The sequence below is a fragment of the Luteimicrobium subarcticum genome (genome assembly GCF_002798015.1).
Lineage (GTDB): Bacteria > Actinomycetota > Actinomycetes > Actinomycetales > Cellulomonadaceae > Luteimicrobium > Luteimicrobium subarcticum.
The window spans coordinates 60,829-79,858 of the sequence record NZ_PGTZ01000014.1 but is presented as its reverse complement, the minus strand read 5'-3'; the positions used below and the strand labels follow the sequence as shown (position 1 = coordinate 79,858).

Annotated in this window: 14 protein-coding genes; 3 read left to right on the top strand and 11 right to left on the bottom strand. The window is 73.1% G+C overall.

The window, feature by feature from the left end:
• Positions 1-42: 42 nt before the first annotated feature.
• Positions 43-324 carry a hypothetical protein gene (locus CLV34_RS15985; RefSeq protein ID WP_211289504.1) on the bottom strand — a complete coding sequence of 94 codons (282 nt, stop codon included), beginning with the start codon at positions 322-324 and terminating at the stop codon, positions 43-45.
• A gap of 154 nt (positions 325-478) precedes the next feature.
• A complete protein-coding gene (locus tag CLV34_RS15980; protein ID WP_100351308.1) occupies positions 479-1,897 on the bottom strand; it encodes a coiled-coil domain-containing protein in 1,419 nt (472 codons plus the stop codon).
• 358 nt (positions 1,898-2,255) lie between these two features.
• On the opposite strand from CLV34_RS15980, the gene CLV34_RS15975 reads away from it, so the two are divergent.
• The 3 genes from CLV34_RS15975 to CLV34_RS15965 are packed head-to-tail and all read left to right on the top strand — an operon-like array spanning position 2,256 to position 5,418.
• Positions 2,256-3,410 carry a hypothetical protein gene (locus tag CLV34_RS15975; protein ID WP_100351307.1) on the top strand — a complete coding sequence of 385 codons (1,155 nt, stop codon included), beginning with the start codon at positions 2,256-2,258 and terminating at the stop codon, positions 3,408-3,410.
• Entirely contained in the window at positions 3,407-4,459 is a 1,053-nt protein-coding gene (locus CLV34_RS15970) for a DUF8094 domain-containing protein (protein WP_100351306.1), read from the top strand. Before CLV34_RS15975 ends, CLV34_RS15970 begins: the two co-directional genes overlap by 4 nt.
• A 20-nt stretch (positions 4,460-4,479) precedes the next feature.
• Positions 4,480-5,418, top strand: a complete 939-nt coding sequence (locus tag CLV34_RS15965; RefSeq protein WP_100351350.1) for a co-chaperone YbbN — start codon at positions 4,480-4,482, stop codon at positions 5,416-5,418.
• Positions 5,419-5,437: 19 nt separating this feature from the next.
• Here the strand turns inward: CLV34_RS15965 and glgB are convergent, their stop codons facing one another.
• From glgB to CLV34_RS15920, 9 genes are all read right to left on the bottom strand, one after another.
• Positions 5,438-7,657 (bottom strand): 1,4-alpha-glucan branching protein GlgB, encoded by a 2,220-nt coding sequence (gene glgB, locus CLV34_RS15960; protein ID WP_100351305.1) that lies wholly within the window; start codon positions 7,655-7,657, stop codon positions 5,438-5,440.
• A gap of 62 nt (positions 7,658-7,719) precedes the next feature.
• Positions 7,720-9,009 (bottom strand): ROK family transcriptional regulator, encoded by a 1,290-nt coding sequence (locus CLV34_RS15955; RefSeq protein WP_245859308.1) that lies wholly within the window; start codon positions 9,007-9,009, stop codon positions 7,720-7,722.
• Between the two features lie 27 nt (positions 9,010-9,036).
• A complete protein-coding gene (locus CLV34_RS15950) occupies positions 9,037-9,846 on the bottom strand; it encodes an ABC transporter ATP-binding protein (RefSeq protein ID WP_100351303.1) in 810 nt (269 codons plus the stop codon).
• Positions 9,843-10,820, bottom strand: a complete 978-nt coding sequence (locus tag CLV34_RS15945; RefSeq protein WP_100351302.1) for an ABC transporter ATP-binding protein — start codon at positions 10,818-10,820, stop codon at positions 9,843-9,845. The genes CLV34_RS15950 and CLV34_RS15945 overlap by 4 nt, the downstream gene beginning before the upstream one ends.
• Positions 10,817-11,794 carry an ABC transporter permease gene (locus CLV34_RS15940; RefSeq protein ID WP_100351301.1) on the bottom strand — a complete coding sequence of 326 codons (978 nt, stop codon included), beginning with the start codon at positions 11,792-11,794 and terminating at the stop codon, positions 10,817-10,819. Before CLV34_RS15940 ends, CLV34_RS15945 begins: the two co-directional genes overlap by 4 nt.
• A 27-nt stretch (positions 11,795-11,821) precedes the next feature.
• Complete coding sequence (locus CLV34_RS15935; RefSeq protein WP_100351300.1) at positions 11,822-12,811, bottom strand: ABC transporter permease; 990 nt, start codon at positions 12,809-12,811, stop codon at positions 11,822-11,824.
• A 31-nt stretch (positions 12,812-12,842) separates the two neighbouring features.
• On the bottom strand, positions 12,843-14,555 hold the full coding sequence (locus CLV34_RS15930; protein ID WP_100351299.1) for an ABC transporter substrate-binding protein: 1,713 nt from the start codon (positions 14,553-14,555) through the stop codon (positions 12,843-12,845).
• Positions 14,556-14,710: 155 nt separating this feature from the next.
• On the bottom strand, positions 14,711-16,741 hold the full coding sequence (locus CLV34_RS15925) for a beta-galactosidase (protein ID WP_245859307.1): 2,031 nt from the start codon (positions 16,739-16,741) through the stop codon (positions 14,711-14,713).
• Between the two features lies 1 nt (position 16,742).
• Positions 16,743-18,968 (bottom strand): alpha-galactosidase, encoded by a 2,226-nt coding sequence (locus tag CLV34_RS15920; protein WP_100351298.1) that lies wholly within the window; start codon positions 18,966-18,968, stop codon positions 16,743-16,745.
• Between the last annotated feature and the right edge of the window lie 62 nt (positions 18,969-19,030).

Here is a 19,030-nt window from a genome sequence, read left to right as displayed (position 1 = left end):
CGCTGAGGCGCGCCGGTGAGCCTGTGAGCGAGCGCCGGACGTTCAGCCCTCGGGCGGCAGGTCGCGCCCGAGGGTGCGGCGCAGCGCGGCGTCCAGGTCGATCGACTCGCCGTCGCGCGAGCCTGCGCCCAGGACGAGCGGCGGTTCGTCGACGGGACGCGGGGTGACGCCGCGCAGCGTCCCCGTCCACGTGCGCGGACCGGACAGCACGTAGAGCTCGCCGTCCGTGCCGACCGCCATCGTCCGGTCGTTGCGCACGTACCAGCCCTGCAAGGGCGTCCGGTAGCTGCGCGAGCGCCCGGCGACCGTCACGCGCAGCGGCACGGGTTCCGGGCCGCCGGCGACGGCAGCCGTGACGAACCGCTGCAGCAGCGCTCGCGCGGCCGTCGCCTCACGGGCGCGCGCCGCGTCGAGCCGGGCCTGGTGCTGCGCCGCGACCTCGGCCCGGGCGGCGCGTTCCGCCCGGGCGGCGTCCGGGTCAGGCGTGGGACTTCTCCTCGCGCGGGGCGGGCGGCGGCGTGACCTTGTCGAGCTCGACCGTGGCGTCCAGGTCGTCCGCCTCCGGGGCGGGGGGAACGTCCGGCGCGTCGACCTGCGTGGCCGCGGCACGGGCCTGCTGCGCGCGCGTCCCGCTCGGCGCCGGCGGGGTCAGCCCGGCGGAGGACCGCGCCGGCACGTCCACCCGGTCCGCGAGGAGCGTGCGGAGCTCGTCGAGGTACGTCGTGACGGACTCGTGCTGCCGGCTCAGGTCCTGGAGCTGGCGCGTCGCGGCGAGGCGCTGCTGCTCGGCCTCGAGCGTGGCGTCCGCGACGGTCTGCTCCGCGAACGTGCGGGCGTCGGCGAGGATCCGGTCGGCGTTCTGCCGCGCTGTCGCGAGCAGGTCCTTGGCGTAGTCGTCGGAGTCGCGGCGCACCTTCTCCGCCTGCTCGAGAGCGGTGGACACGCGCTCCTCGGCCTCGGCGGCCTGCGCCTCGGCGGCCGACACGAGGGCCAGGGTCTCGGCCTGCGACGCGGCGTGCCGCTCGGTGACCTCGCGCTCGACCTCCTCGCGCCGTGCCGCGACGGCGAGCTCGGACTCCGCGAGCGCGACCCGCGCCTGCTCGCGCAACGCCTCCATCTCGGTGGTGACGGCAGCGGCGGCCTCGGCGCCCTGACGCTTCGCCTCGGCGAGCTGGCGCTCGACCTCGACCCGGGTGCGCTCGCGCAGGTCCGTGGTGTCGCGCTCCGCCGCCTCGCGCAGGGCGGCGGTCTCCTCCGCGACCTGGGCGCGCAGCGCCGCGGCGTCGTTCTCGGTGGTGACGCGCAGCTCGGTCGTCTCGCGCTCCACGACCGCCTTCTTCTGCGCGAGCTCGTTCTCGAGCGTCGTGCGGCGGTCCTGGGTCTCGGTGGCGAGGGCGCTCTGGATGCGGGCGGCCTCGCGCTCCGCGGACCCGACGAGCTCCTCGGCGCGGGCCTGGGCGTTCACGATCGTGGTCTCGCCCTCCGCGGCCGCGGACGAACGGACCTCCTCGGACTCGCGGCGCGCGTCGGCGAGCAGCTCGGCGGCCTCCGAGTCGGCACGGCCACGGATCTGACCGGCGGCCAGGTTGGCGCGCGCCATGACGTCGGCGGCCTGCTGGTTGGCCTGCGCGAGGATGTCGGACGACTGCTCCTCGGCGGTGCGGAGCAGCTGTTCGATCCGCGAGCCGAGGCCGGAGTAGCTCGGGCGGTCCGACTCCTTGACCTGGCGCTGCGCGTCGCCGAGCTCGGAGCTGAGCTGCTGGACCCGGCCGTCGAGGGTGTCGACGTCGCGCCGAGCCTCGTCGAGGGCCTTCTCGAGGCTCGAGATCCGGCTCTCCACCAGACCGCGGTCGTAGCCGCGCATGACGATCGGGAACAGGGACTGCTCGTCGGACACGTGTCCTCCTGGGGCGTGGGGTAGCGGGGCCGTCCGGGCGCTGCGCCCCCCGGCGCGATCACGGGTCGCGTGACCGATCGGCAGACCACCGGTGGGGCGTGCGGTTCGGGTGCTCGTGCTCCTCGCCGAGGATACATCGGACGCACCGGGCGGCGGCAAGGACCACCTGCGAGACGGGGACCGCTCGCGTCGTCCGCCCGACGCTGCGGTGACGGCTGTCGTGACGGCTGTCGTGAAGAAGGTGTGGACGAACGTGCGGCCCCTCGTAGCGAATGAGCCGTCCGACCCTCCCGGGGCTCTGGCGTGGGCGCGCCTCGCCCCTATCCTGGTCGGAACCCCGCTCTACGGAAGGAGCCGCGTGCTGCACCGCATCCTCGGCGCCCTGCTGGTCGTCGGTGGCCTCGTCGCCGTCACGCTGGGCGTCGCGTCCGCGACGGTCTGGCGCACCAGCCCCACCGTCACCGCGACGACGTCGACCGTCGCTGCTGACTCCTCGGAGTCGTCCGCGACCCTGCTGACCACGGCCCCCGGCGTCCTCGACCTCGTCGACGACACGGTGGCGCTCACCGCGACGTCGCCGAACGGCGGCGACGTCGTCGTCGCCGTGGGCCGCACGGCCGACGTTGCGGGATGGGTCGGCAGCGACCCCCTCGTGACCGTCGACGGACTGACCACCTGGGACCGGCTCAGCACGTCGGCGAGCACGGGCGCGCCCGCCCGCGCGTCGTCCGCCGCGGCACCGGACCCGCGGGGCTCCGACATGTGGCTCCAGGAGGTCGAGGGCACGGGCAGCGCGTCGCTCAGGATGTCCGACGTGCCGGCGGGGACCACGGTCCTCGTCGCGGGCGTCGGCGACGACGCCGAGCTGCCGACCCTCGCGCTCACGTGGGACCGCACGGTCACCACCCCCTACCTGTGGCCGCTGGTGCTCGTCGGCCTGGTCCTTGTCGTGGCCGGTGCGGTCGTCCTCGCCGTGGGTCGTGCCCGGGTGCGCTCCCGCCGGGCACGGGCCGCGGTCCGTCGCCCGTCGGACGCCCCTCAGGGCGCGACCGCGACCATGACCCGCCGCGAGCTGCGTGAGCACGCCGACCGGATCCAGCGCGAGGGCGGCAAGGGAAAGGGCCGGCGTCCCGACCCGGCCCCCGAGCGCGCCCCCGTCGCCGAGGCACCCGCCGAGACGGTGGCGATCCAGGTGCCCGAGGAGACGCGTGGCGCGGCCGACGCGTGGCGTCGGCGCTGGAACGTCCCGGCCCGGATCCCGCCGACCGGGACCGAGGACCTGCCCGACGTCGCGCCCCAGCCCGTCGCCGCGCCGGTCAGGACGACCGTCCCGCAGCCCCCGGCCCGGACGCGCGCATCGGTCCGTGCCGCACAGACGACCGCGCAGACGCCCGCCCCGCAGCAGCCCACCCGCGGCGCTGGGCACGCACCGGCGCCCACCGTGGTGTGGTCGCCGCTGCGTCCGGACCCGCAGAGCACCCCGAACGACACGCAGGACGGAGGCCGCGCATGAGCCCGCGCCCGACCCCCTCGACCGCCCGCCCGACTGCTCGCCGTGCCCGCGCCGGGGCGCTCGCCCTGACCGCGGCCCTCGCGACGGGCGCGGTGCTGGCCGGCTGCTCCGACCCGGTCCCCACGCCCGGAGCGGCCGCTGCGCCGACCACGGGCGCGGACCTCACGGTCGACCAGGAGACCGCCGTCCTCGGCAAGATCGGGTCGGTGCTCGACGTCGCCGACCGCAAGCGCGACCCCAAGGCGCTGGAGTCGCGCCTGACCGGACCGGCGCTCGCGATGCGCACGTCCGAGCTCACCGTCGCCAAGGTCAAGAAGTCGGACGCCGACGTGACGGACCTGCCCACCCAGGTCCAGGCGATCGTCGTCCCGTCGACCCCAGGCTGGCCGCGCGCGGCGCTCGCGGTGTCGTCCCCGCCCCAGAGCGACGAGCCCCCGCGCCTCATGGTGATGCGGCAGGCGGGCGCACGGGACGACTACCAGCTGTGGGGGTGGGTGCGCCTGTTCCCCGGCACGACGATGCCCAAGTTCGCGACGGCGGAGCAGGGCGCGGAGAACCTCGCGTCGGACGACACGTCGCTGCTGTGGGCCCCGCGTACGGTCGTGACGCGCTACCTCGACGTCGTCCAGAAGGGCTCGAAGTCGAAGTACGCGGACCAGTTCGGCTCGGACGCGTACCGGTCGACCGTCGCGGCGGCGGCGAAGAGCTGGACCTCCAACGCGGACTTCAAGAAGGCCGACGGCTCCTACTCGATGTCGCTGAGCGCCGGCAAGTGGCTCGTCGCGTCGCGGACCGAGGACGGCGGCGCGGTCGTGTTCGCGGGCGTCACGCAGAAGGAGAAGATCGCGGCCGAGAAGGGCGCGAAGATCACGGCACCGAACTCGACGCAGCGGGCTCTCATGGGGAAGGACTCTCCGACGAACGAGCTGGACGTCGTGTACCGCGTGGTGGTCGCCGTGCACGTGCCCGCGAAGGGGGCGACCGGTGCTGCCGCGAAGCCGACGGTCCTCGGCGTGGAGCAGGTCCCGGTCTCCGTCTCGGCGGGCTGACCGCCCCTAGGATGGTCGGCATGAGCCAGCCCAGCGGACCCCAGTTCGACGTGCGCGGTGCGGTGGACCTGTCGGCGCTGCAGCGTCCGACGGTGCCGCCGCCCGGTGAGGACGGCGGCGCGCCGGTCGCGTCCGGGTATGTCGTGGACGTGACGGACGCGTCGTTCCAGTCGCTCGTGGAGAGCTCGGCGCGCTTCCCGGTGGTCGTGCTCCTGTGGGTGCCGACGGACGAGGCCAACGCACGTCTGGCGGCGCTGCTCGGCGCCCTGGCGGACCGCTATCAGGGCCGCTTCCAGCTCGCCCGGGTGGACGTGAACGCGCAGCAGGCGGTCGCGCGGGCGTTCCAGGTGCAGGGCGCCCCGACGGTCGTCGCGGTCCTGCAGGGGCAGCCGATCCCGTTGTTCCAGGGCGAGGCGGACGCCGAGCAGGTCGCGCAGGTGCTCGACCAGCTCCTCGCGGCGGCCGAGCAGAACGGTGTCACGGGCCGTGCCCCGGGCGCCGCGGGTGCGGTCCCCGAGGAGGCACCTGAGCCGGAGCTGCCGCCCCTGCCCCCGCTGCACCAGGCGGCGTACGACGCGATCGAGCGCGACGACCTCGAGGGCGCCGCGCAGGCGTACCGGCAGGCGCTCAAGGAGGACCCGCGCGACACCGACGCGAAGGCCGGCCTCGCGCAGATGGAGCTCCTCGTGCGGACGCGCGACATGGACCTGCAGGCGGTCCGGGCGGCGGCCGCCGCAGCCCCGGACGACGTGTCGGCAGCCCTCGACGTCGCCGACCTCGACCTGGCCGGCGGCAAGGTCGACGACGCGTTCGGCCGTCTGCTCGACCTCGTCCGTGCGACGTCGGGCGACGACCGGGAGCGGCTGCGCGTCCGCCTGCTCGACTACTTCGAGATCGTCGGCCCCACCGACCCGCGCGTACCGAAGGCGCGCGGCATCCTGCTCAGCGCGCTGTACTGACGTCGTCTGATCGGCGGGCTCAGTCGGCGGCGGGGGCGTCGTGGACGAGGAAGATCGCGCCGAGCGGCGGCAGCCGGACGGACGCGGAGAACGGGAACCCGTTGTGCCCCTCGCCGGTCGCGGTGACGCGGCCGAGGTTCCCGACGCCCGACCCGCCGTACGTCGTCGCGTCGGTGTTGAGCGCCTCGGTCCACGTGCCGCCGGACGGCAGCGCGAGGCGGTACTGCTCGTGCGGGACGCCCGAGAAGTTCACGGCCACGAGCACCTCGCGGCCGGCCCGGTCGCGGCGCACGTAGACGATGACGTTGTGCCCGGCGTCGTCGGCCTCGATCCACTGGAACCCGGCGGGGTCGTGGTCGAGCTCCCACAGCGCCGGGTGGTCCCGGTAGACGCGGTTGAGGTCGCGCACGGTCTCGAGGACGCCCGCGTGACCCGGGTCGCCGAGCGTGGCCCAGTCGAGGCCCTGCTCCTCGGACCACTCGGCCCACTGCGCCATCTCGCAGCCCATGAACAGGAGCTGCTTGCCGGGGTGCGACCACTGGTAGGCGAGGTAGGCGCGCACGTTCGCGAGCTTCTGCCACAGGTCGCCGGGCATCTTGCCGACGAGCGACCCCTTGCCGTGCACGACCTCGTCGTGGCTGATGGGCAGGACGAACTGCTCCGAGTAGGCGTACACGAGCGAGAACGTCAGCAGGTTGTGGTGGTAGCGCCGGTTGATGGGCTCCTCCGCGACGTACCGCAGGGTGTCGTTCATCCAGCCCATGTTCCACTTCAGCCCGAAGCCGATGCCGCCGGCGTCGGTGGGCTTCGTGACGCCGGGCCACGCGGTCGACTCCTCGGCGATCATCATGACGCCGGGGGTGCGGCGGTACGCGGTCGCGTTGGCCTCCTGGAGGAACGCGATGGCCTCGAGGTTCTCGCGTCCGCCGTGGATGTTGGGCCGCCACTGGCCGGCCCCGCGCGAGTAGTCGAGGTAGAGCATCGACGCGACGGCGTCGACGCGCAGCCCGTCGACGTGGAACTCCTCGAGCCAGTAGGTGGCGTTCGCGACGAGGAAGTTGCGGACCTCGTTGCGGCCGAAGTCGAAGACGTACGTGCCCCAGTCGAGCTGCTCGCCGCGCAGGGGGTCCGCGTTCTCGTACAGGGGGGTGCCGTCGAAGCGGGCGAGGGCCCACTCGTCGCGCGGGAAGTGCGCGGGCACCCAGTCGACGATCACGCCCACGCCGGCCTGGTGGAGCCGGTCGATGAGGTACCGCAGGTCGTCGGGGTGCCCGAACCGTGAGGTGGGGGCGTAGTAGCCGGTGACCTGGTACCCCCACGAGCCGGCGAACGGGTGCTCGGCGACGGGCATGAGCTCGACGTGGGTGAACCCGAGGTCGGTGACGTACGCGGTGAGCTCGTCGGCGAGCTGCCGGTACGACAGGCCCTTGCGCCACGACCCCAGGTGCACCTCGTAGACGCTCATCGGGCCGGCGTGCGGGTCGGTCGCCGCACGGCGCTGCAGCCACTCGTGGTCGTCCCACGTGTAGCGCGACTCGACGACGACGCTCGCGTTCTCGGGCGGGACCTGCGCGTACTTGGCCATCGGGTCGGCCTTGCGCACCCACGACCCGTCGCGCGTGAGGATCTCGAACCGGTACAGCGATCCCGCGCCGAGCCCCGGGACGAACAGCTCCCACACACCGCTGGAGCCGAGCGAGCGCATGGCGTGCCGCCGCCCGTCCCACACGTTGAAGTCGCCGACGACGCGCACCGCCTGCGCGTTGGGCGCCCACACGGCGAACGCCGTGCCGTGGATGTCGCCCTGGGCCGACGGGTACGCCTGGAGGTTCGCGCCGAGGACCCGCCACAGCTCCTCGTGGCGGCCCTCGCCGATGAGGTGCAGGTCCATCTCGCGGACGCTGGGCAGGAACCGGTACGGGTCGTCCTCGAGGACGTCGACCTCGCCGTAGCGCGCGCGGACGCGGTAGTCGGGGGAGTGCCCGCCGGGCGCCGCCACGACGGTCACCCAGATGCCGTCGTGCTCGTGCTGCGCGGCGTGCTCCGCGCCGTCCGCGAGGACCGTCACCTCGTCGGCCAGGGGGCGCAGCACCCGGACGGTCGCCCGGTCGCCCCCGGGGTGCAGGTGCGGGCCGAGGACGACGTGCGGGTCGTGGTGCCGTCCCTGGGCCACGGCGGAAAGCGTCGCCGCGTCGGCAGGAAGGTGGACGAGGGGCTCGTCGTGGGGGTCGCCTGACATGGTCAAACAGTGCCACGGACCGCGGGTGCTCGAAAGTCTGAGCGTGTTTGCGGGGTCGGCGGTCAGCCGGCGGCGCTCGCAGGCCCGGGCGCGTCCTGGAGGGGCCGGACCGCGGTGGTCGCGGTGTCCAGTCGTCCTGCGGCGGGCAGCACGATGCCGAGCTGTCGCGGGACGAGCTCGGTCTGGAGGACCATCGCAGCCGCGCCCACGGCGGCGGCCTCGTACGCGTGCTGCGAGATGGTGACGCCGACGGGGTGGGTGCCGCGCGCGAAGTAGCGCTTCTCGAGCTCTTCGCGCACCACCGGCAGGTAGATCGCACCGGCGGCCCCGAACGAGGGACCGGTGAGCACGACGTGGTCGGCGTCCATGACGGTCGCCATCGTGTGCGCGGCCACGGCGACGTAGCGCGCCGAGTCCTGCAGGAGGGCGAGGGCGGCGTCGTCGCCCTGCGAGGCGGCGCGCGCGACCGCGGCGAAGTCCGCGACGACCGACCGGGCCGGCCCGTCGAGCAGCCCGGCGGCGCGGGCGGCGGCGACGACCGTCGCGGGGCCGGCGAGCGCCTCGACGCACCCGCGGTTGCCGCACCAGCAGGGCGGACCGTCGAGGTCCACGCAGACGTGGCCGATCTCCATCGTGTTCCCGCTCGCGCCCCAGTACGGGACGCCGCCGACGATGAGTCCGCCCCCGATCCCGGTGCCCATGTAGACGGCGCCGAAGCACACCGACCCGGGGACGCCGCGGGCCCAGTGCTCGCCCAGGGCGCCCGCGGTCGCGTCGTTGTCCATGAGGGTCGGCAGCCCGACGGACCGCTCGAGCGCGTCGCGGAGCGGGAAGTCGGACCACTGCGCGATCGTCGGCGGGACGACGGCGTCCGCGGGCGTCTGGAACACCGGGCCGGGCAGGCACACGCCCACCCCGAGCAGACGGCTGCGCGCGACGCCGGCGACGGCCACGAGCGCGCCGATCTCGCCGGTGATCCGGGTGACGACGTCCTGCGGTCCGGCGTCGCCGATGCCTGGGCGCCGGGTGCGCGCGACGATCTCGCCGGCGAGGTCCGTCACGACGTAGGTCACGCCGCCGTGGTCCAGGTGGACCCCCACGGCGTAGCGGGCCGACGGTTCGAGCCGCAGGATGGTCCGCGGCTTGCCGCCGGTCGACTCCGCCGTCCCGATCTCGGCCACGATGCCTTCGTCGATGAGGCGCCGGACGACGGTCGACACCGTCGCGCCGGTCAGTCCTGTCTGCCGCACGATCTCCACCCGGCTGATCGTCCCCGCAGCGCGGACCGCATCGAGGATGACGGACCGGCTGTTCGCGTGGGTCGACACCGGGCCCCCGCGGGGGACCGTCACGCGCACTCCTTCCATCGGGGGCTGCTGTCAGGCCGAGAGCTCCGCGAGCCGACGCTCCGGGTTCGGTGCGGCCGCGGCGAGAAGCCGAGTGTATTCGTGCTGGGGTTCCAGGATGACGCGGTCGGCCGGGCCGCGCTCGACGATGTCGCCCTTGTACATCACGAGGATCTCGTCGGAGAAGTGCCGTGCGGTCGCGAGGTCGTGGGTGATGTACAGGACGCCGAGGTTCTCCTCGCGCTGCAGCGTGCCGAGGAGGTTCAGCACGCCGAGGCGGATCGAGACGTCCAGCATGGAGACGGGTTCGTCGGCGACGAGGATCCCGGGCTCGGGGGCGAGGGCCCGTGCGATGGCGGCGCGCTGGCGCTGCCCGCCGGACAGCTCGTGGGGGCGGCGCACCGCGAACTGCTCGGCCGGGTCGAGGCGCACGCGGCGCAGCAGGTCGAGGACCCGTTCGCGGACGGCGTCCGACGACAGCTCGGGGTGGTGCAGCCGGACCGGGCGCTCCAGGTGGTGCTCGATGGTGTGGTACGGGTTGAGGGACGCGAACGGGTCCTGGAACACCATCTGCACCTGGTGCCGGTAGGCGGACCGGTCGCGGCGCCGACGCGACAGCGGCTTGCCGTCGAGCAGGATCTGGCCGGACGTGGGCTGCTCGAGCTGGAGCAGCATCTTCGCGATGGTCGACTTGCCCGAGCCGGACTGGCCGACGAGCGCGACGGTCCGGCCGGGCTCGAGCGTCAGGCTCACGTCGTTGACGGCGCGCAGCGTCGTGCCGCCGCGCCAGCCGTCGCGCACCTTGTACTCCTTGGACACGCCGCGCAGCTCGATGGTGGTCATGCCTCGTCCTCCTCGTGGGGTGCGGGTGCGCTCTGGTCCGGCTCCTCGGCCGCCGCCACCGGCGTGTCGGTCGTCCCGGACGTCGTGGCGCCGGTCTCGTCGACGCCGGTGCGGACGAACGCGCCGCGCTCGCCGGTGAGGCTGGGGAACGAGCTGAGCAGGGTGCGCGTGTACTCGTGCTGCGGCTGCGTGTAGAGGGTGCGCGCGTCGGCGAGCTCGATGATGCGCCCGTCCTTCATCACGGCGATGCGGTCGCTGATCTCGAGGAGGAGCGGCAGGTCGTGCGTGATGAACACGACGGCGAAGCCGAGCTCGTCGCGCAGGCGCGAGATCTCGTCGAGGATCTCGCGCTGCACGACGACGTCGAGCGCGGTGGTCGGCTCGTCCATGATGAGCACCTGCGGCTCGAGGGCGAGCGCCATAGCGATCATGACGCGCTGGCGCATGCCGCCCGAGAGCTCGTGCGGGAACGAGCGGAGCCGTGACCGGTCGACGCCGACGCGCTCGAGGAGCTCGCCGGCGCGCTGCCGCCGCTCCCGCTTGCCCATCTCGGGGCGGTGGGTCTGGTAGACGTCCTCGAGCTGCGCACGGATCGCGATGACGGGGTTGAGCGAGTTCATCGCGCCCTGGAACACCATGGCGACCTTGTCCCAGCGGAACCGGCGCAGGTCCTCGCCGTGCAGCGCGCGCAGGTCGACGGCGTACCCCTCGCGCGACTGGAACTCGATCGTCCCGCTCGTGATGACGGCGGGCGGCTTGAGCAGCCGCGTGACGGCGTACGCGAGGGTGCTCTTGCCGCACCCGGACTCGCCGGCGAGGCCGAGGACCTCGCCGCGGCCGAGCTGGAGCGAGACGTTCCGCACGGCGTGCACGGGCTCCTCGACGAGGTAGTCCACGCTGACGTCGTCGAGCGTGAGGACGACGGGCCCGGTCGGCGCCGCCGAACGGGTCGGCGTCGCGGTGGGCGCGCTCACAGGGAGTCCTCCTTGACGTCCTCGAGCTGCGCCTCGGACAGGCGCCAGCTCTTGCGCTGCGAGCGCGTCTGGCTGCGCAGCTTGGGGTTGATGGCCTCGTCGATCGAGAAGTTGATGAGCGACAGGGCGGCGCCGAAGACGGCGAGCATGAGGCCCGGCGGCACGAACCACCACCACGCGCCGAGCCGCAGCGCGAGGCCGTTCTGCGCGTAGTAGAGCATCGTGCCCCAGGTGAACGAGTTGGTGGCGCCGAGGCCGAGGAACGACAGGCCGGCCTCGCCGAGGATGGCGAACACGGTCGCGAACACGAACTGCGAGGCGAGCAGCGGCAGCAGGTTCGGCAGGATCTCGACGAGGATGACGCGCCACGTCCGTTCGCCCGCCACCTTGGACGCGAGCACGTAGTCGCGACCGCGCACCGAGAGCGTGAACCCCCGGATGACGCGGGCGGACCCGGCCCAGCCGGTGATGGCGAGGACGACCGCGATGAGCCACACGCTCTTGTTCGGCACGTAGCTCGAGATGATGATGACGAGCGGCAGGCCGGGGATGACGAGCGCGATGTTGGTGAACAGGTTGAACAGCTCGTCGGTGACGCCGCCCGCGTACGCCCCGACGATCCCGAACAGGGACGACAGCAGGAGCGTGAGGACGCCGACGACGACGCCGATGGTCAGCGAGCCGCGGGACGCGTAGGCGAGCTGCGCGAAGACGTCCTGACCGGTCTGGGTGGTGCCGAGCAGGTGGCCGTCACCGGGCGGCTGGAGGCCGACGTCGGAGATGGCGGACGGGTCCTGGACGACCATCGGTCCGAAGATCGCGAACAGGCCGATCACGGCGACGATGGTGACGCCGACGACGAGCTTGACGGTGAGCCGCGGACGGAACCGGCGGCGCCGCGGTGCCGCGCCGGGCACGTGCTCCGTCGACTCGACGGCCTCGGGCCGGGTGGACTCGGTGAGGATGAGGGACATGGGGAGCCTCCTTGCTCCGGGCCGGCGTCAGCCGCGCTGCCGGGTCCGTGGGTCGATGACGGCGTACAGGAGGTCGACGACGAAGTTGGCTCCGAGGACCGACAGGGTGATGACGAGGAAGATCCCCTGCATGAGCGCGTAGTCGTTGGACCCCACCGCGCCCATGAGGGCCGACCCGATGCCGGGGTAGGAGAAGACGGACTCGGTGACGATCGAGCCGGCCACGACGAAGCCGAGCGAGATCGCGAACCCGGCGACCGACGGCAGGACGGCGTTGCGCGCCGCGTACGTCCGCATGACGCGTCCCGGGCGCAGGCCCTTGGCCTCCGCCGTGACGATGTAGTCCTCGGCGAGCGTCGAGACCATCATGTTGCGCATCCCGAGCATCCAGCCGCCGACGGACGAGATGACGATGGTCGCCGCGGGGAGGATCCCGTGGGAGATCACCGAGCCGATGAACGGGAGGTTCCAGCCCGGCATGGTGTCGTACACGTCGTAGCCGCCGTTGAGCGGGGAGATCATCCACACGCTGCCGAACAGGTAGAGCAGGATCAGGGCGAGCCAGAAGTAGGGGATCGACTGGAACATCGTCGTGACGGGGATGAACGAGTCGAGCCACGACCCGCGCTTCCAGCCGGCGAGCGTCCCGAGGCCGACCCCGAGGACGAACGAGACGACGGTCGCGAGGCCGACGAGGCCGATCGTCCACGGCAGGGTCTGCGCGATGACGGTCGTGACCGGTGTCGGGTACTGCGACACCGAGATGCCGAGGTCCCCGTGGAGCAGCTGGCCGAGGTATTCGACGTACTGCTTCCACAGGGGCTCGCCGGAGTCGGCGCCGAGGAGCAGCTCGATGGACTGGCGCGTGGCGGGCGTGACGGGCCCGTGCTGCGCCAGCTTCGAGAGCATGATGTCGACGGGGTTGCCCGGCATGAGCCGGGGGATCAGGAAGTTCAGGCTGACGGCCGCCCAGAGGGCGACGACGTAGAACCCGAGCCTGCGTGCAAGTGTCTTCATCGGTGTGTTCCGCTCCTCGGCGCCGGTCCGGTCACTTCGCCGGCGTGAGGTTCTTCAGGACGATGCCGTTGTCCCAGGCCTTCCAGGTGGCAGCGAACGCGTACTTGTTGTCGTTCGTCGGCCAGCCGGTGACCCGCGTGTTGTTGAACTCGGTGAGGGCCGAGTTGATGTAGATCGGGATGTACGGCATGTCCTTGACGACCTCCTGCTGGACGATCGCGTACTGCGCCTTCTGCACGGCCTCGTCGTTGGTGGCGCCGGCGGTCGCGAGCGCCTTGTCGACGGTCGGGTTGCTGTAGCGGCCCGAGTTGCCGGCCGCGGCGGACTCGCCGACCTTCGCGGTGTTGGCGGAGTCGTACTTGCCCTCGTAGGTGAAGTACGGGTTGCTGGACGCGCCCAGACCGATCGAGTCGAGCGAGAGCTGGTAGGTGCCGTTCGTCTCGTTGGCGTTCCACTCGTTCCAGGCGAGCTGGACGGGCTTGAGGTCGATCCCGACGGCCTTGAGCTGCTGCTTGAGCGTGTCGTTGATCGAGATGTAGTCGCTCCAGCCCGAGACGGTCTGGATGGTCAGGGAGAGCTTCTGGCCGTCCTTGCTGCGGATGCCGTCGGAGCCCTTGGTCCAGCCGGCGGCGTCGAGGATCTGGTCCGCCTTGGCCGTGTCCGCGGACTGCGGGGTGGTGACGTTCGCGGGGTCGGCGATCCAGGACGCGTCGCGGTCGGGCAGGAGCAGCGTCGGCGAGGCCTCGCCGGCGAAGCCGCCGCCGGCGAGCTTGTTGAGCTGCGTGCGGTCCATGGCGTAGTAGATGGCCTGGCGGACGGCAGGGTCGGTCTGCGGGCCCTTGCAGCCGAGCGCGGTGCTCGAGCAGGTGAACACCGAGGTGGTCAGCGCCGGGGTGTTGACGTAGCTGAGCTCCTGGTGGCCCTTGAGGAGCTGGTCGAGGCCCGGGAGGAAGGAGCTCATCCAGTCGGCCTGTCCGGCGGTGAGCGCGGCGGACGCGGCGTCGGCGGTGTCGAGGGAGATGTACCGGACCTGCTGGATCACGGGCTTGCCGGCCTCCCAGTAGTTCGGGTTCTTCTCGAGGACGTAGCTCTGCGGGGTGAACGACTTGAACATGTAGGGGCCGGTACCGACGGGGTTCTTGTTGATGTCCTTGGTCGGGTCGGCGATGTTCTTCCAGACGTGCTCGGGCACGATCGCCTGGTTGCCGAGGATGCTGGGCTCCTGCATGTACGAGGTGCCCTTGAAGGTGAGGACGACGGTGTGGTCGTCGGTGGCCTTCGCGGTCGCGGCGAGCCCCGAGGTGTTGAGCGCGGGCGTGTCGTGCAGGAGGTTGAAGGTGTAGGCGACGTCGTTCGCGCTGAAGGGCTCGCCGTCGGACCACTTGACGCCGTCGCGGGTCGTGATGGTGAGCTGGGTACCGTCGTCGTTCCACGAGAAGCCGGTCGCGAGCAGCGGCTGCGGCTTCTGGTCGGACGCGAGGTTGTAGTAGTAGAGCGGCTCGTAGATCACGCCGAGCGTGCCCGCGAGGGCCGTGCCGGCCATGAACGGGTTGAAGTTCTCGGTCATCGCCCCGTTGTTGCCGGCGATCGTGACGGACGAGTTCTTGGCGTCGCCACCGCCGGTGGAGTCGCCGGACGACGACCCGCCGGAGCACGCCGCGAGGGTCAGCGCCGCGGCGCAGCCTGCTGCGACGAGCGTGAGGGTGCGGCGCCCTGAACGGCGCCCGGACGGGAGGAGCTTCATCGGGTCCCCTTGTCTCGTGCCACGACATCGTGGCGCTGGGTGGACGTCCGGCACCGTGGGCATCCACGTCGAGCCACCGGTACACCGTCGGGCGTCTGGGGACTTTTGTAATCGATCAAAGTTAGTCGCGCAAGGGTTTGGACAACGGTTTCTCATTATTGGTCGTCGGATCGTGACCCGGGCGCCGCGTCCTCGCGGACCACCGCGACGCCGCCCAGGGCCAGCGGCACGCGTCCGCGGTGCCGGTCGCCCGTGACCAGGTCGGTCCCGTGCGCGGCGACCCAGCCCGGCGCGCCGGTGTCGTGGTTGACCGCCACCAGGTAGGACGCGTCCGCCGACGCCCGGCGGACCACCTCGACGCCCGGCGACGCGTCCGTCACCGGTGCCACGCCCGCCTCCGCGAGCAGCCGCTCCACGAGGTCGCCGAGCGACGCCTCGTCGAGGTCCGTGGCCACGTACCACGCCGTCCCGCCGCCGGGGACCTCGCGGCGCGTCACCGCCGCACCCCCGCCTGCGGTGCCGTCCGCGAACCGGGCCACCACGTCCGCGTCGTCCGCCGCCACGAGCTCGCTCCAGCGGCGACCGACCCAGCCGTTGTCGAGCGGCACCGGGACGCCGTCGTCCACCGGGACGAACTCGTCCCCGAGCACGCCCAGGAGGTCTCGGAACGCTCCCGGGTGACCACCCGTGACGACCGCCCCCGTCGGTCCGACGATCCCCGAGAACCACGTCACCACCACGGTCGCGCCCCGCGCGGCGGCCGCCGCGACCGCTTTCGCGGTCGAGGGCGCGACGAGGAACAGGCCCGGCACGACCACGAGGTCGTAAGGGTCCAGGTCGACCCACGGCGGCACGACGTCCGTCGTGACGTTGCGCGTGAAGAGCTCGGTGTGGAACGCCCGCGCGGTCTCGGCGTACGGCATCCCGTTGACGGGCCGCAGCCCGCCGCGCAGGGCCCAGCCGGCCTCGTCGTCGTGCAGCAGCGCGACGCGCGCCCCCACGACCGTCGAGCCCGCCAGCTCGCCCACGCGGCCCAGCAGGTCGCCGAGCGCGACCACGTCCTGGTACACGCGGGAGCGCTCGCCTGCGTGCCCCACCATCGCCGAGTGGAACTGCTCCGCGCCCGCGGGCGCCGCCCGCCACTGGAAGAACAGCACGCTGTCCGAGCCGCGCGCCACGTGGCCCAGCGCGTGCCGCGCGAGCTCGCCCGGCGCCTTCGCGTGGTTGACGGCGTACCAGCTCGCCGCTGACGGCGCGTGCTCCATGAGGAGCCACGGCCGCCCGCCCGACATGCCGCGCGATCGGTCGCCCGCGAACGCGACGTCCTCGTGCCGCCACGGGTCGTCGCCGTGCGTGTAGTGGTCGTTCGACACCACGTCGACGTGCGGCGCCCAGCGGGCGTAGTCGACGACGTCCGGGCCGAAGCCGACCATGAAGTTCGTCGTGACCGGGCGCGACGACCAGCGGCGCAGCACGTCGCGCTCGGCCCGGTGGTGGGCGAGCAGCGCCTCCGAGCTGAACCGTTCGAAGTCGAGCAGGTGGCCCGGGTTGTGCGTCGTGCGCCCCGCGGGCGTCGTGACCTGCTCGAACGCCGTGTACCGGTTGCCCCACACGGACGTGCCCCACGCCGCGTTGAGGGCGTCGACCGTGCCGTAGCGCTGCTCGACCCAGCGGCGGAAGGCCCGCGCCGACTCCGGGCAGTGGCAGCGCGCGTTCCCGCCGCCGAACTCGTTCGACACGTGCCACAGCACCACCGCCGGGTGGTCGCCCACGTGCTGCGCCAGGCGCTCGACGAGCCGCAGCGCGTACCGCCGGTAGACCGGCGACGACGGGCACCAGCCCATCCGTCCGCCCGGCGCGAGGGGCTCCCACGACCCGTCCTGCGGGAGCATCTCAGGGTGCGCGTGGTGCAGCCACATGGGCGGCGACGCCGTCCCGGTCCCGAGGTCCACGGCGACGCCGTGCGCGTGCAGCAGGTCGAGCGTCCGGTCGAGCCACGAGAAGTCGAGCTCGCCGTCCGCGGGCTCGTGCACCACCCACGAGAAGATGCCCAGCGAGACGAGGTTGACCCCCGCCTGCCGCATGAGCCGCATGTCCTCCGCGACCACGTCGTCGGACCACTGCTCCGGGTTGTAGTCGCCGCCGTACGCCAGTCCGCGCACGAGGCCGCGCGCCAGGCCCGCCACCTCAGCGCACCCGCGTCGCGCGCAGGAGCACGGATCGCTCGGGGAACAGCACCGGGAGCGCCACGCCCACCCGCGCGAGCGCCACCCCCGGCACCTCGAGCCCGTCCGGCGTCCACCACGGCACCTCGATGCCCCACCGGCTCGCGATGCCCGGCACCGGGCCCGTCGGACCGAGCGGGCGCAGCCGGTAGACGCCGTCCGGGTCGAGCCCGGGGAGCGTGACCGTCGGGACCGGGTAGGACGCCGACGACGCTGTCGCGACCCACGCGAACACCGCGTCCGAGCGGTCGGGTGCGACCACCCCGTGCAGCGCGTACGCGGGGTCGACGACGTCCGCGTGGACGACCGTCCCCGTGTGCAGCAGGCCGCGCAGCTCCTTGTAGAGGTCGACCCACGCGCCGAGCTCGGCGAGCTCCTCCTCGGACGCGCGCGTGAGGTCCCACTCGATGCCGAAGTGGCCGAACAACGAGGTCGCCGCCCGGAACGCGAGCGGCAGGTCCCGGTCGGTGGTGTGCGAGACCGGCGCCCCGACGTGCGCCCCCACGAGCTCGTAGGGGACCAGGAGGTTCGTCCAGCCCTGGATCTGCTGGCGCTCGACCGCGTCGATGCAGTCCGAGCCCCAGACGCGGTCCGTCCGCTCCAGGATCTCGAGGTCGACCCGTCCGCCGCCCGACGAGCAGGACTCGATCTCGACGCCCGGGTGTCGTCGGCGCAGCTCGTCGAGCAGGGCGTAGGTCGCGACGGTCTGGTCGTGCACGCCCGGCCGGCCGGTCGCGCGGTGCCCGGCCTCGACGAGGTCGCGGTTGTGGTCCCACTTGAGGTACGCGACCGGGGTCTCGGTCAGGAGGGTGTCGAGGCGGTCCAGGAGCCAGGCCGCGGCGTCCGGGTTGCCGAGGTCGAGGACCTGCTGGTTGCGAGCGGGCCGGGGGAGCCGCCCGGGCGCGTCCGGGGCGCTCGCGACCGGGCCCATGATCCACTCCGGGTGCGCGCGGGCGAGGTCGGAGTCCTCGTTGACCATCTCGGGCTCGACCCACAGCCCGAACTCCATGCCGAGGCCGTGGACGACGTCGACGAGCGGGCCGAGCCCGTCCGGCCACACGTCGGGGGAGACGAACCAGTCGCCGAGGGCGCGGCGGTCGTCGCGCCGCGCGCCGAACCAGCCGTCGTCGAGGACGAACCGCTCCGCGCCGACCCGCGCCGCGGCCCGCGCCAGGGCGGTGAGACGCTCGAGGTCGTGGTCGAAGTACACGGCCTCCCAGGTGTTGACGACGACCTTGCGTGGCGAGGCGGGGTGCCGCGGCCGGGCACGGACCGTGGCGTGGAAGCGGGCGGACACCTCGTCGAGCCCGGTGCCGTAGGTCCCGTAGACCCAGGGTGACGCGTAGGTCTCGCCGGCGTCGAGGGTGATCTCGCCGGGGAGCAGCACCTCGCCGCCCGCGAGCAGCCCGACGCCGTGGTAGCTGCGCTCGGCGAGCGAGACGTGGTTGCCCGACCACGCCGTGTGGACCGCCCAGACCTCGCCGGCGCGGTGCGCGAACCCTGGCGTCCCGGCGGCGAGCACGAACGCGGCGTCGTACCCGGTGCGTCCGCGCCGCGACTCGCGCAGGTGCGTGCCGTGGCCGAACGGGCTGCGCTGCGGCGAGCGCTCGCGCATGTGGTGGCCCGTGAAGTCGAGCAGCTCGGCCGCCCGTCCCGGGACCGGGTAGGCGACGAGCAGGCGGTCGACGGTGTACGGGTCGCGCCCGGCGGCCGGCTGCACGGTCGAGACGACGCGTGCCCGCTGGCGCACGACGCCCGCGGCCGACTGCTCGATCTCGACGACGAGCCCGAGCCCGGCGACCGGGTCGGCGGCCTCGACGACGACCCGGTGCAGCCAGCCCGCGGGGGCGTCCTCGAGCGCGGCGCGGTGCACGCGGAAGGACGGCGAGAAGTCGGTGCCTGCGCGGCTGCCGGCCAGGCCGGGGGTGCCGAGCCAGCCGGCGGACTGCTCGGGCACGACGGAGACCCGCATCGCGCCGTCGACGGGGTTGCCGACGGGCTGCAGGCGGGCGACGTCCCGGGCGGCCCGCGCGCCGTCGTCGTCGAGCTCCCCGAGGTCGGCCCCCCAGTGGACGACCTGGGGGAGCCGGTCGTCGTCGAGGTCGAGCAGGAGCGAGACGCCCCCCGCCCGCAGGTGGATCATCGAGAGGTGGTCCGTCGTGTGCACCGTCGCACCGTTGCTGCTCATCGGTCTCCTTCGGCCGTGAGAGGGACTTGCTTTGATCGTCGATCAAAGTATCGTCTTCTCGG

What these genes read in the sequence shown, in the direction of transcription:
- CLV34_RS15970 (WP_100351306.1), top strand. Translation starts at nt 3,407, where the DNA reads ATGAGCCCGCGCCCGACCCCCTCGACCGCCCGCCCGACTGCTCGCCGT.
- CLV34_RS15965 (WP_100351350.1), top strand. Translation starts at nt 4,480, where the DNA reads ATGAGCCAGCCCAGCGGACCCCAGTTCGACGTGCGCGGTGCGGTGGAC.
- glgB (WP_100351305.1), bottom strand. Translation starts at nt 7,657, where the DNA reads ATGTCAGGCGACCCCCACGACGAGCCCCTCGTCCACCTTCCTGCCGAC.
- CLV34_RS15950 (WP_100351303.1), bottom strand. Translation starts at nt 9,846, where the DNA reads ATGACCACCATCGAGCTGCGCGGCGTGTCCAAGGAGTACAAGGTGCGC.
- CLV34_RS15940 (WP_100351301.1), bottom strand. Translation starts at nt 11,794, where the DNA reads ATGTCCCTCATCCTCACCGAGTCCACCCGGCCCGAGGCCGTCGAGTCG.
- CLV34_RS15935 (WP_100351300.1), bottom strand. Translation starts at nt 12,811, where the DNA reads ATGAAGACACTTGCACGCAGGCTCGGGTTCTACGTCGTCGCCCTCTGG.
- CLV34_RS15930 (WP_100351299.1), bottom strand. Translation starts at nt 14,555, where the DNA reads ATGAAGCTCCTCCCGTCCGGGCGCCGTTCAGGGCGCCGCACCCTCACG.
- CLV34_RS15920 (WP_100351298.1), bottom strand. Translation starts at nt 18,968, where the DNA reads ATGAGCAGCAACGGTGCGACGGTGCACACGACGGACCACCTCTCGATG.